At 50.2% G+C, this 12,796-nt stretch carries 10 protein-coding genes; 5 read left to right on the top strand and 5 right to left on the bottom strand.

The window, feature by feature from the left end; translation table 11 throughout:
* Positions 1-63 precede the first annotated feature (63 nt).
* The gene (bcbE, locus tag M2277_RS01210) at positions 64-1,353 is read left to right on the top strand and encodes a bacillibactin exporter BcbE (RefSeq protein WP_006211414.1); all 1,290 of its coding nucleotides are present in this window, start codon (positions 64-66) and stop codon (positions 1,351-1,353) included.
* A gap of 145 nt (positions 1,354-1,498) precedes the next feature.
* Here bcbE and M2277_RS01205 read toward each other — a convergent pair whose 3' ends face one another.
* From M2277_RS01205 to M2277_RS01185, 5 genes are all read right to left on the bottom strand, one after another.
* On the bottom strand, positions 1,499-2,428 hold the full coding sequence (locus tag M2277_RS01205) for a glycine betaine ABC transporter substrate-binding protein (RefSeq protein ID WP_280753952.1): 930 nt from the start codon (positions 2,426-2,428) through the stop codon (positions 1,499-1,501).
* Positions 2,429-2,450: 22 nt separating this feature from the next.
* Positions 2,451-3,107, bottom strand: coding sequence for an ABC transporter permease (locus M2277_RS01200; RefSeq protein WP_006211412.1), 657 nt, complete (start codon positions 3,105-3,107; stop codon positions 2,451-2,453).
* Entirely contained in the window at positions 3,104-4,234 is a 1,131-nt protein-coding gene (locus M2277_RS01195) for an ABC transporter ATP-binding protein (RefSeq protein ID WP_006211411.1), read from the bottom strand. The genes M2277_RS01200 and M2277_RS01195 overlap by 4 nt, the downstream gene beginning before the upstream one ends.
* A gap of 215 nt (positions 4,235-4,449) precedes the next feature.
* Positions 4,450-5,694, bottom strand: a complete 1,245-nt coding sequence (locus tag M2277_RS01190; protein WP_148246896.1) for an MFS transporter — start codon at positions 5,692-5,694, stop codon at positions 4,450-4,452.
* Entirely contained in the window at positions 5,687-6,151 is a 465-nt protein-coding gene (locus tag M2277_RS01185; protein ID WP_006211409.1) for a MarR family winged helix-turn-helix transcriptional regulator, read from the bottom strand. Before M2277_RS01185 ends, M2277_RS01190 begins: the two co-directional genes overlap by 8 nt.
* 227 nt (positions 6,152-6,378) lie before the next feature.
* On the opposite strand from M2277_RS01185, the gene M2277_RS01180 reads away from it, so the two are divergent.
* The 4 genes from M2277_RS01180 (at position 6,379) to M2277_RS01165 (ending at position 12,788) form a co-directional block, all read left to right on the top strand.
* A complete protein-coding gene (locus M2277_RS01180; RefSeq protein ID WP_036641986.1) occupies positions 6,379-7,116 on the top strand; it encodes a glycerophosphodiester phosphodiesterase in 738 nt (245 codons plus the stop codon).
* A gap of 4 nt (positions 7,117-7,120) precedes the next feature.
* On the top strand, positions 7,121-8,329 hold the full coding sequence (locus M2277_RS01175) for an SLC45 family MFS transporter (RefSeq protein WP_063480049.1): 1,209 nt from the start codon (positions 7,121-7,123) through the stop codon (positions 8,327-8,329).
* Positions 8,330-8,476: 147 nt separating this feature from the next.
* Positions 8,477-9,487, top strand: coding sequence for a LacI family DNA-binding transcriptional regulator (locus M2277_RS01170; RefSeq protein ID WP_006211406.1), 1,011 nt, complete (start codon positions 8,477-8,479; stop codon positions 9,485-9,487).
* 76 nt (positions 9,488-9,563) lie between these two features.
* Positions 9,564-12,788, top strand: a complete 3,225-nt coding sequence (locus M2277_RS01165; RefSeq protein ID WP_280753951.1) for a cellobiose phosphorylase — start codon at positions 9,564-9,566, stop codon at positions 12,786-12,788.
* Positions 12,789-12,796 lie beyond the last annotated feature (8 nt).

Below are 12,796 nucleotides of genomic sequence, written 5' to 3'. Positions count from 1 at the left end.
ATGCATATTCTAGGCGAAAGAACCTACAATATGGATGACAGATAACGCAAAGGTGGTCTTCTCATGGAAAACAAGAAATGGGATCTGGTTGCCTTGGCATCCATACCACTCATCATGACGCTGGGCAATTCCATGCTCATTCCCATTTTGCCGCAGATTTCCAAAGTCCTGGGAATCAGCTCCTTTAAGGTCAGTATGCTCATTACGGTTTATGCTGTTGTGGCTATCTTGTTAATTCCGATTGCCGGCTATTTATCGGATCGGTATGGACGAAAGAAGATCATCATCCCAAGCTTAATCATTGCCGCATTAGGCGGAGCGGTATCCGCCGTGGCCGCATGGATGCTGAGCGGGACGACGGCGTATTATGTTATTTTGGCGGGGAGATTTCTGCAGGGTATAGGGGCCGCCGGTGCATTTCCCATCGTTATTCCGCTTGTGGGAGATATGTTTAAGGGTGAAGAAGAGGTCAGCAAGAGTTTAGGCATTATAGAAACCTCCAATACATTCGGTAAGGTAATCAGTCCGATATTGGGTGCTTTATTAGGGAGTTTTATTTGGTTCCTGCCCTTTACAGCGATTCCGATTCTGTGTCTGATTTCACTCGTTCTGGTCATATTTCTTGTGAAGACACCAAAAACGAACAGCAACAATAATAAACAGTCCCTCCGTGAATTTTTGAAAAAGACAAAGCAGGTTTTGCATGAGAAGGGCCGATGGCTGTACGCGATTTTTGCCATCGGCGGTATCGCTATGTTCGGCGTGTTCGGTGTGCTTTTTTATTTATCAGAGACACTGGAGAGCACCTACAAACTGCACGGCGTGGTAAAAGGCCTTGTGCTTGCGATTCCGCTTGCATTGCTGTGTCTCGCGTCGTATCTGGCAGGTAAATTCACGGGCAAGAACAAGGCGGCCAAAAAATGGACAGGTTTTGCAGGTATGACCCTCTTAACCGCTTCCTTGATTGTGACCGGGTTCAGTTCACAGATTTATTTTGTGGTCGGTATGATGACGCTGGGCGGCATCGGGATCGGCATGGTCCTGCCATGCATGGATACGCTGCTTACTGAAGGCGTTGAGAAGGAACAGCGCGGCACCATCACTTCATTGTACAGCAGCATGCGTTTTATCGGCGTATCTCTTGGACCGCCTGTTGTCTCACTGCTGCTTGGCGCGAATCATTGGGTGATGTTTGGCACCTTGGCCGCTGTTGCAGCAGTGGGCGGGCTCCTCACATTATTCGCCGTGAAGCCGGAGGCCAAAGAAGAAGACGACTCGTCGGGAGGAAATGCATACCGAGCGGATTTCAAGAAGCCGCAGGAATTCAAGAAAAAGGGTCTTGTCCATAAATAATGGACAAGACCCTTTTTTTGTATGGGCGAAAGCCGTTCACTCAAAATTGAATCGCTGCATTCTACTCCGTATACGGGTCTATTTCTTTGATCATACGATGCCCGGATGGTGTTTCCTCCCCTAGGGCGATTCTACTTATCGAGATCTACTTATTGAGCAGTCCCGTTTTGACGAGGTACTCCCGCGCTACCAGATCCTCGCGGTATCCTTCATCCACCAGCGCGTTCAACTCCTGCATGTTCTCTTCGTTGATCTGTCCGCCAAGCGCATTCAGCGCTTCGCGCACTTCCGGATACTTTTTCAGCAGATCGCTCCGCACAATGGCACCCGCATCGTACGGAGGGAAGAAGCCCTTGTCATCCTTCAGAACAAAGAGATTGTTCACCTTGACCTGTCCGTCTGTTGTATAGGCACTGGCAACGTCAAGGTCATTTTGGGCAATCAAGCGATATTTGATCCCCTGATCCATTCCTTTGACACGCTTGAAGTTCATATGGTACAGCTCCTTCAGACCTGGATACGTATCTGGCCGGTCCGTGAATTCAAACTCGGCGCCAAGCTCCATATTCTCAGAAACCTTGGCAAGATCACTGTAGGTCCTGAGGCCGTATTTCGCGGCGGTATCCTGAGTAACCGCAAGAGCATAGGAGTTGTTGAATCCGATGGGCTCCAGGAATTCCAAGCCGTCTTGTGCAACGAGCTCTCTTGTGCGCTTAAGAGTCTCTTCCGCACTGCCGGTTTCCTCCAGATAATAGTTAGCCACAATGGTACCGGTATAGTCGGGATAGAGCTGTATGTCATTGTTCTGCAGTGCCTTCCAGGTTACGCTGGATCCCCCGAGATTCAGCGTTCGCTTGACGCTCAGCCCCGTACGGTCTTCGATCAGGTCTGCCATCATATGAGCCAGGATAATGTTTTCTGTGAAGTTTTTGGAGCCGATGACCAGATCGGCAGGACCGCTGGAACTTACGCCGGGGGATTGCGGATTGGTACAGCCGTTAAGGCTGACGGTCAACGAAACAAGTAGCAGTAAAGTAAGGATTCTAGAAGCGGCAGATTTTTTTGTGTTTTTCATGCGGTTTCCCTTTCGCTCCACGTTATATTTTCAATCCGCGCGGTGTTGTCCACTTCTCGAGGAGTCCGAGCAAATAATCCAGCAGCAGGGCCATAATGGCTGCCGGCAGCGCACCCAGGAGAATCAGTGCATCGATATTGCGGGTGATCCCGAGAAAGATAAAATCCCCCAGGCCGCCAGCCCCGATAAAAGCCGCCAGTGTCGCGGTACCGACATTAATAACCGTTGCCGTCCGGATTCCTGCAAGGATGACCGACATGGCGAGAGGCAGCTGAACCCGTAACAGGATTTGGGTTCCCGTCATTCCCATGCCGCGTGCCGCTTCGATAACTGAGGGGTCCACATCCTTGATACCGGTGAAGGTATTGCGGATAATCGGCAGCAGTGAATAGAGGAACAGTGCGGCTATCGCAGTTTTCATGCCGATCCCGAGGAGCGGGATCATAAAGCCGAGCAGAGCCAAGCTTGGAATAGTCTGAAGAATGCTGGCTCCGCCTATGATCCAGGTTCGCAGGAAGCTATACCTGGATACCAGGATTCCGGCAGGAACTCCAATGATGATGGCGATGACCATCGAGATGAGAACGAGCTGAATATGTTCTCCAACGGATACCAGAAGCTCGCCCCACCGCAAAGAGAACTGACGGCCGATTTGCTCCCAGATGGATGAGGAATTCATGCTTCATCACCCCCTCCGGCCCAGTGGCTTGCAAAGGTGGAGATTAGAGTCCCGCGTGTGACAACGCCAATGAGCCGCTCCCGCTGGTCGATAACGGGAATGATGCCGAATGGGGCATCATTTACAGCGATTAAGGCATCTTTGGCCGTTGCCGTATCAGGCAGCGTCAGCTTCACGGGTTTCATAATTTGCTGCACAGTCGCCGCGGTATCGATGTTGGATTGCAGATCATAGGCCGATACCAGACCCGCGAGAACGCCATCTTCCGTTAGCACAAGCAAGGTATCCGTCTTCCGCTGGCGCATAAATGTGATGGCGCGCAGCGGAGACCGGTTCAGGCTAACTGTCGCCGGGTTTCTGCGCATCACTTCCGTAACCGGTATGAAAGTAGGATTTTGATAAACCCGATTCTTGCCGATGAATTCTTCAACGAATCCATGTCCCGGCTCCCGGAGCAGCGTCTCAGGTGAATCCAGCTGAACCATCGTTCCGGATTTCATCACGCCGATCCGATCTCCCATCTTAAGGGCTTCATCCATATCATGGGTAACAAATACAATCGTTTTCTTCATATCCTGCTGCAGCCGAAGCACCTCATCCTGCAGCTGTTCGCGCGTGATCGGATCGAGTGCACCAAATGGCTCGTCCATCAGTATGATTTCGGGATCTGCAGCCAGGGCGCGTGCAACGCCGACGCGCTGCTGCTGCCCACCTGAGAGCTCTTTTGGGTATCTTGAAGCATAGGTGTCGGGATCGAGTCCGACCAATTCAAGCAGCTCATAGACCCGCTGCTTTTTCTTAGCCTTGTCCCATCCCTTCAAATCCGGGACCAGTCCGATATTCTGTTCCAATGTATAGTGCGGGAACAGCCCCGTCTGCTGGATAACATAACCGATGCTGCGGCGGAGCTCAACGGGATTGGTGGAACGGATATCCTTGCCATGAATCGTAATCGTTCCGCCAGTATGGGGAATCAGACGATTGATCATTTTCATGGTGGTTGTTTTTCCGCAGCCGCTTGGTCCGATCAGAACGAGAAATTCCCCCGACTGAATCTCGAAATTCAGTTCTTTAACAGCATGAAAGCCGTCGGAATAGGTTTTGCTGACGTTATCGAATGTAATCATAAACATCCTCCCTTGAACATGGGGGTTTCATATGGCTGTAACGAAAAATTCAAATAAAGCGCAAAAGTCTTCAGCGTAAGGCTGAAGACGGTTTGCACATGATTTTCATTTTGGCGTAAGTATGAAATCCAATTATCGTCATTGTGTCCGGGAGGTGGAAGCTTTATGCGTGAATGATCTGTGAATGGATGTTTACATGAGGGCAGCTCTGCCTGTTATGATCCTGCTGCCGCAGACTTGGTCTCCTCAAGTCTTGTTCGGGCTTTGGAGCGAGATTTGCCGATGATGTGCGCTAGGATATAGATCAGAATTAACAGTGCAAGCGCGAGGGCTGAATAACGGTACATGATGGCATACGATGTGGATTTGGCGATGGAACCGAGCACGATGGAGCCTATGGCAACACCGAAATCGAGGGAGTTAAAGAACATGCCGTTTGCCATGCCGCGCTGCAGGGGATGAACCTCCTGAATCATCCAGGTCTGGATGGACGGCTGAATGGCACCAAAGCCAAGACCGTAACATAATGCCGATAACAGCATGGTTCCGGTTGAGGATGCGAAGGTCAGGAGCAGCAGACCCGAAACCATCAGCACCGCTGCGGGCACAACGAGCGCTTTATGTCCATAACGATCATAAATTCTGCCGGAGAAGGGTCTGACCAGAATAATGGCGATCGCATTAAATAAGAAGAAATACTGGGGATTCCGAAGGTGAGCCTCGGCTCCGTACAGCGCCATGAAACTCAGCAGACCTCCGTAAGTAATGGACATTAAAAAGTTAAGAACGCTGGGGAGGATCAGCTTGCTGTTAAAGGAACTCCGTGGTTTATCTTCCAGGTGGACTGGCTCGGTTACGGGGCGCTCAGGTATTCGTCGTGCAGGCGCCCTGGACGTAAGAATGTAAGCGAGCGGGAAGATGAGGACATTGATGATAACGGTGATGATCACTAAGGGGGTGAAGCCGCCGCCTTGGAGCAATGTTAAACCGATCATAGGTCCGATCGACATGGCAAGGGTGGTGGATAATCCGAAGTATCCCATACCTTCACCCAATCGTTTGATGGGAATGACATCGGATGCCATCGTCGGAAACGAGGTGCTTGTCATACCGAATCCGATGCCGAACAAGATGCGCATCAGCAGCAGAAATACGATGCCGGATGCCCAATAGTATCCGAGCGTGGCTGCCAGAGATATCAGGAGTCCGACATAGAGAAGCAGCCGGAGCTTTCCTTTTTCAAGTGCTCTGCTTGAGACAAAGCGGGAAGCAATTGCACTGAAGGCGAAGAGGCTGGTAATGAGGCTGACCTGCAGGGGGCTTGCCATAAAAGTTTCCTTGGCATAAGCGGGCAGCGTGGTCAGCATCATCTGCAAGGTCAGAAACAGAAAGAGGTTGCTGACCATCAAGGTGATAAATTCTTTTGTCCATAATGGTTGTTTGGCTTTCATTTCATTCATGTGAAACATCTCTCCTGTTGTTGTGTATATGATTCATGTTGTTGTTGATGCGTGAGAGAGTGTCCCGGAACATCTCCAATTGACGACCGTCAATTCCTTCTATTATTTGGCGTCCGCATTCGCTTTCGATTGCGGTGGTAGCCTCGATCAATTCTTTTCCGGTGTCCGTCAAATAGAGCTGGAAAGCTCGGCGGTCGTTAACCGATACGGATTTGCGCGTGTAGCCTTTTTTCTCGAGCAGATCCAGTATGCGGGTTGTCGTAGGTTGGTCTTTGTCCGCTTTTACGGCAACTTCCTTTTGGTTTAACCCTTCATGTTCGCCAATATGAAACAGGACCAGCCATTGTTCAGGGGTGATGTCAAAGGGTTTTAGGGCATTGGCAAACAATTGGGATGCACGGCGATAGGTGTAACCCAGGTGAAAGCCGATGGAGGGATTGTGTGTAGGTTCTTTCAAGAAACAAGTCACACCTTTCATTTTTAGGTTATCGAAATAATAGTTGTCTTAACAATTATATGTTTAACAACTAAATACGTCAAATCCTCATAAAATTTAAATCGTTTACATGACAGGGTTTCACAGGCCGATGTGGAATATGAAAATTGACGATAACATAGTTCTAACAATTGGGAGCTATATTTATATTACAAAACCAATATCCCAATACTCAGGAGGAATAAGGAATGTCACAATTGATTAATTTTGCCCACCGCGGCGCATCGGCCGTATGCCCGGAGAATACGATGGCAGCTTTTGCAAAGGGGCTTGAACTGGGAGCTACCGGGATTGAAACCGATGTCCAGATGACCAAGGACGGAAAGCTGGTTCTAATCCATGATGAGAGCGTAGCACGTACGACGGGAGCCGAAGGACTTGTCAAGGATTACACTTATGAGGAGCTCTCTTCATTGGATGCGGGTTCATGGTTTGGAGCTGCATTTCAAGGCGAGCGCATTCCGCTGCTGGAGGAATTGCTGGAATTAACAAAGAATCCGGGCACAATCGTGAATATTGAGCTGAAGAACGGGGCGATTCAATATCCGGAGCTGGAGAAGCGTGTAATCGAGGCAGTAAGACATTACGGCATGTCGGAGCAAATCGTCATCTCAAGCTTCAATCACTATTCGCTGGTAGAGTGCAAGTTAATTGATCCTGAAATCCGCACGGGCCTGCTGTATGGGGAAGGCTTATACAAACCGTGGGAGTATGCCAAGCTGGCAAAGGCCGATGCCCTTCATGCATATCATCGAGCGGTTCTCCCGGAGTGGGTAACGGAAGCGAAGCTGCACGGCGTTGTTTATCATCCATGGACGGTGAATGACGAGGAACAGATGAAGGCTTTGATCGATGCAGGCGTAGCGGGAATTATTACCGATTACCCGGATGTGCTCAGCGGATTGCTTCAAACCAAGGGAGTGTGACCCTGTGAAGAAAACATGGCTGCTGGGCTTTGGTTTTTTCAGCATTAGCATAACATGGGCACTATATAATGCTTTTGTGCCCTATTTTCTGGAGGATTACATATCCAGTGTCGCATTGATCGGTTTTTTTATGACAATTGATAACTACTTTGCTCTATTCTTGCAGCCATGGATTGGAAGTCGAAGCGACCGGACACATACCCGGTTTGGAAGAAGAATGCCTTATCTGCTTATCGGAATGCCGCTGGGCGCCCTGTTTACGGCGATCATACCGTTTCATACCGGAATGGCAACACTCATTCTGTTCATGGTACTTATGAATCTGGCGATGAGCTTGTATCGTTCACCGACCGTCTCTTTAATGCCGGACATTACAGAAGAGAAGCGGCGGACAAGAGCCAACGGCGTTATTAATTTTATGGGTGGCATCGGATCGATACTGGCTTTTGGCGTGGGCTCGGTGCTTTACAAAGCCCATCAGTCCTTGCCGTTTATAGCCGCTGCCGGCATAACGCTTGTATCTTTATTTATCCTAATGACATTTATCAAGGAGAAGCGTGACGCACCCGGCTATCAGGCCCAGACTGCCGCCAAGCCCAAAGTTTCCTTCAGGAGCCAGCTCGATCGGACGACAGTGCTGCTCTTGGCGGCGATCTTCTTCTGGTTTGTAGCCTATCAAGGCGTAGAGACGCTGTTCACATTGTATGGCAAGAATGAGGTAGGGCTGACCGAATCGCAGGCTTCCTTCTCCTTAACGTTTTTTTCACTTGCTTTTGTGCTGTTTGCTATTCCAAGCGGATGGCTTGGCGGCAAATTCGGCAAAAAGCGGATGATTCTCATCGGTGTCAGCGGTCTGCTGATTGTTTTCTCGATGGTACCGCTGGTCGATTCGCTGTTATTGCTTCGCATATTGCTGACGGTGGGTGGGTTGTTCTGGGCATGCATCAATATCAATTCCTATCCATTCATCGTATCAACAGGATCGGAGGACAGCATCGGAACACGGACAGGGATGTATTATTTGGTGTCATCGCTCGCGGCGATCTCCTCACCTCCTCTTCTGGGCAAGCTCATTGATGGAATGGGGTATTGGATTCTGTTCTATTGTGCCGCGGGCAGCATGCTGCTCGCCTTGATCTGTGTACTGATGATTCGTTATCCGGAAACGGCAAGCCCCTCCACACCGAAGGGAGCGACTGCTGACTTATCCTAGCGGATGAATATGTCGTGACCGAAGTTTTGGCTCCTGCTTGTTAGTGCGGAATAACATTGACGAGAGCCGGTTAGCGCAGGTAGAATCTTATATCAGATACACCCGTATCGGAATATGCCGGCGAAGGTGCAGGAGCTGATTCTTAGGTTGACTACTATTTATGATATTGCGAAGAAAACAGGCTATTCGCCTACGACGGTGTCCAAAGTCTTCAACAACTATCCGGATGTCAGGGAGAAGACGAGGGTCAAGATTCTGGAGACAGCGAAGGAAATGGGCTATCTTCCGAACGCGAATGCCAGGTCTCTAACGACCAAGCGTTCATGGACCATCGGTATACTGTTCGTAGAAGCAACAGGAGCGGGGATTCGTCACCCTTACTTTGGGGCTGTTATCGAAAGCTTCAAGAAAATCGCCGTCTCCAAAGGGTATGATCTGATGTTTATTTCCAAGGATGTTGGCGGACGGAGAAGCAGCTACGTGGAGCATTGTAAAATCCGCGGGGTCGACGGCGTAGTTGTCATTCTCTCGAGCAGCGATGATCCTGATTTCCAGGAGCTGCTGGACAGCGGCATCCCTTGCGTTATTCTGGATTCCTCGCCAGAGAAGGCCCATTCCGTCTGCTCCGATAACATCGAAGGAAGCTTGCAGGCACTTCGGTATCTGCATTCACTCGGACATCGCAGCATCGCCCATATCTCCGGCGGATTGAATACGTTTGCAGGCGAGCAGCGTCAGCAGGGCTATGAGCAAGCTCTTCGCGAGCTGGGTTTGACATTCAGGAAAGAATACATAACAAGCAGCGACTTCTTCTCCATGGAGAGCGGATATGATGCGATGAACGGGTTGCTTGCACTGCCGGATCCTCCGACAGCTGTTTTTGCCGCTGGGGATTTACTTGCGCTTGGAGCTATTCGCGCCGTGCAGGATCGCGGCCTGAATGTGCCTGGGGATGTGTCGATTGTCGGGTTTGATGATATTGAGATGTCCCGTTACATAACCCCTGCGCTCACGACCATACGTCAGCATACAGAACAGCTGGGCGCTGTTGCCGCCGAGATTCTAACGTCTTCGATTGAAGAGCAAGATACCGCGGTGAAGTCGGTTATGCTGCCTGTTGAATTAATTATTCGGGATTCCTGCCGCCCGGTCACTTAGGTGAACCTGAAAGAGCAGGCCTATTTTTACACCATTTCGAAACCGGTTTCGAAATTAATTTAAGGGGGATACGAACATGGCAAATTACCGTTTTGAGAAGGATACCTTTGTTATCGAGCAATATGATCAAGCCAAGACCTTTTCCAGCTTTCTGCCGGGCATTGCAGGTTTGAAGGGAATTCCGATGTGGACTTTTTACGTGAATCGGGGTCAAGGGATATGCAGCTTCGGGATACGCGACAAGAACTCGCCGATTATGGAGTTTTCGCCAGCTAATATTGCATACAAGAATGTGTCTGCTACAGGATTTAGGACGTTTATCAAGCTTGCCGGGACCCCGTCCGTCTACGAGCCGTTTCAATCCTTTCAACCCGACCCGCAGGCGCAGCGAACGATGTTTATTCGTCAGAATGAGCTGGTGATCGAAGAAGATCATGCCGGAAACGGACTTCGCACCTCGGTATCGTATTTCCAGCTGCCTGGAGAAGACTTTGCCGCGCTGGTCCGTGAGGTTAAGATAACGAATGCTGGAACTCGGAACGTATCGTTTGAGCTGCTGGACGGTTTGCCGGAGATTTTGCCTTACGGTGTTGCGAACAGCGGCTACAAGGAGATCGGCAACCTGCTTCGCAGCTGGATGGAAGTGGAGAATCTGGATCAAGGCATCCCGTTTTATAAAGTGCGCTCCAGCACGCATGACGAGGCGGAAGTGAGCGAGGTTACGAACGGTCACTTTTATCTGTCATTTGATCAGCACGGGAAGTTAATCAAGCCACTCGTAGACTTCGAGCTGATATTTGGTGGGAATACATCACTAATCTATCCCGATCGCTTTGCCACAGCGTCCATCGAATCGCTGGCACAGACGATACCCTATGCTGTGAACAAAGTACCCTGCGGCTTTAGCGGCTTGCCGGCTGAGCTTGGGCCCGGGGAGTCGATAACCGTCTACACTCTGGTTGGTCATGTGAATGACATTACCAGAATCAATAAACGCTCAAATGATTTGTCCTCGCCTGCTTATATCCTCAGTAAGCGAATGGAGGCAGCCGCATTGACACGCGAATTAACCGATGATGTTGCCACGAATACGGGGTTGCCGATATTTGATGAATACAGCCGTCAATCCTATCTGGACAATTTCTTGAGAGGCGGGTATCCGTTTATATTCGATAACGGGAAGGAAGGCGCCGTTGTCCATCTGTACTCCCGTAAACACGGGGATTTGGAGAGAGATTACAACTTCTTCTCGCTCGCCCCGGAGTATTATTCGCAAGGGAACGGCAACTTCCGGGATATGAATCAGAATCGACGGAATGATGTGTTCTTTAATCCCAAGGTGGGCACATTCAATATCCGGATGTTTTTCAGTCTGATCCAAGCTGACGGGTATAACCCCTTAAGCGTGGAAGGGACCAAATTCCGCGTGACTGAAGGTATGGAGGAGCAGCTGGAGAAGCTGCTGCGCGCCTCGGTGTCCGGGGATGGGGATTACGATAAGCTGAAGGCGGTCTGTGGCGGCGATTATACGCCAGGGAACATCATAAACGCGATTGCGGATCAGGGCATTGAATTGTCCATCGGCGAGGAACCCTTCTTATCCAAACTGCTCACCATCTCCGATCAACATTTTGCAGCATCTTTTGGTGAGGGATTCTGGTCGGATCACTGGACATATAACATGGATTTGGTTGATGCCTACCTTAATATTTATCCTGACCGTTGTGAGGAACTGCTGTTTGGCGAGAAAACGTATTCGTTTTTTGACAGTCCGGTTTATGTGCTTCCGCGGCACGAGAAGGTTGTGATCAGCCGTGGCAAGGTTCGTCAATATGGTGCCCTGCTGGAGGATGAGGAGAAGCTGATGAAGCTGGGCAGAAAACGGAACGCGGCGGAATGGCTGCGGGTTGACGGCGGGAAGGGCAGCATATACCGTACCCATCTGTTTGTCAAAATGATCTCATTATCACTCAGCAAAATGGCTACACTCGATCCGTACGGAATGGGGGTCGAGATGGAGGCCAATAAGCCGGGCTGGAACGATGCAATGAACGGCTTGCCGGGCTTGTTTGGTTCAGGCATGAGCGAGACGATGGAATTGAAGCGCATGGTGGCTTTTATTGTGGATGCTGCTGAGCAGTTCAGCCGGCATACCATTCAAGTACCGGAAGAGATTGCTTCCTATTTAGAAGGTGTATTTGCTGCCGTGCAGCAATATCATTCCGGGGCATTGGATTCTTTCCGTTACTGGGATCAGGTGGCGGGATTACGCGAAGCCTACCGCGCTTCCGTAAGGTTTGGCATTACAGGCCGCGAAGTCGAGTTGCCGGTGAAAGACGTGAAGATCATATATGCTGCATTCCTCAGCAAAATTAATGAAGGGATTGAGCGTGCGGAGCAGATGGGAGGCGGAATCGTGCCGACCTATTTCCGGTTTGAAGTGGAGCAGTTTGAGGAGATATGGGATGCGGAGGGGAATCCGGTGATAACCGGATACGGCCTGCCTGCCGCTAAAGTACTCGGGTTCAAACCCTATGCGCTTCCGCACTTTCTGGAGGCGCCAGCCCGGGGAATGAAACTCGCCGGTGAGGAACAGGCAAGAGCGATGTATGAGCGAATCAAGGCTTCCGAGCTGTATGATCCGGAACTTGGGATGTACAAAACTTCCGTCAGCCTTGAGGAAGAAAGCGACGAAATCGGGCGCATTCGTGCTTTTACAGCCGGATGGCTGGAGCGAGAATCGGTATTCTTGCATATGACGTATAAATATTTGCTTTCTTTATTAAAAGCCGGCTTGTATGACGAGTTCTTCTCGGAGATCAGGTTATCGCTTATTCCATTTCTGGACCCGGCAGTGTATGGACGAAGTACGCTGGAGAACTCCTCCTTTATTGCAAGCAGCGTCAACCCGGATCCCCATGTCCATGGACGCGGTTTTGTGGCTAGACTTAGCGGATCGACGGCCGAATTCCTCAGCATGTGGATTGCGATGATGGCAGGGAAGCAGGTATTCCGTTACGAAGACCATCAGCTTCAGCTGCATTTGAACCCCGTGCTCCCGGCTTGGTTGTTCGATGAGAACCATGAGGTATCGTTTACTCTCCTCGGTTCCGTCAAGATTACGTATCGTAGTAAGCGCACCGCCAATACGTATGGACAAGATGGGGTACGCATCCAGCGTTTGACCCTGACGACAGTGGATGGAGATCAGGTTGAGGTAGATGGGCCGATTCTTTCAGGGAAATGGGCACATGAGGTTCGTAACGGGAATATCCAATCGATTCAAGCTGATATGGGGTAAAATAGTAT

The sequence above is a fragment of the Paenibacillus sp. LBL genome (assembly GCF_029893715.1).
GTDB classification, from domain to species: Bacteria; Bacillota; Bacilli; order Paenibacillales; family Paenibacillaceae; genus Paenibacillus_AQ; species Paenibacillus_AQ glucanolyticus.
Note: the sequence above shows the minus strand (reverse complement) of the source record. Positions and strands in the feature narration are given on the sequence as shown.

Excerpts from the sequence above, each read along its gene's own strand:
- M2277_RS01165 (WP_280753951.1), top strand. The coding sequence starts at position 9,564 with ATGGCAAATTACCGTTTTGAGAAGGATACCTTTGTTATCGAGCAATAT.
- M2277_RS01205 (WP_280753952.1), bottom strand. The coding sequence starts at position 2,428 with ATGAAAAACACAAAAAAATCTGCCGCTTCTAGAATCCTTACTTTACTG.
- M2277_RS01200 (WP_006211412.1), bottom strand. The coding sequence starts at position 3,107 with ATGAATTCCTCATCCATCTGGGAGCAAATCGGCCGTCAGTTCTCTTTG.
- M2277_RS01195 (WP_006211411.1), bottom strand. The coding sequence starts at position 4,234 with ATGATTACATTCGATAACGTCAGCAAAACCTATTCCGACGGCTTTCAT.
- M2277_RS01190 (WP_148246896.1), bottom strand. The coding sequence starts at position 5,694 with ATGAATGAAATGAAAGCCAAACAACCATTATGGACAAAAGAATTTATC.
- bcbE (WP_006211414.1), top strand. The coding sequence starts at position 64 with ATGGAAAACAAGAAATGGGATCTGGTTGCCTTGGCATCCATACCACTC.
- M2277_RS01180 (WP_036641986.1), top strand. The coding sequence starts at position 6,379 with ATGTCACAATTGATTAATTTTGCCCACCGCGGCGCATCGGCCGTATGC.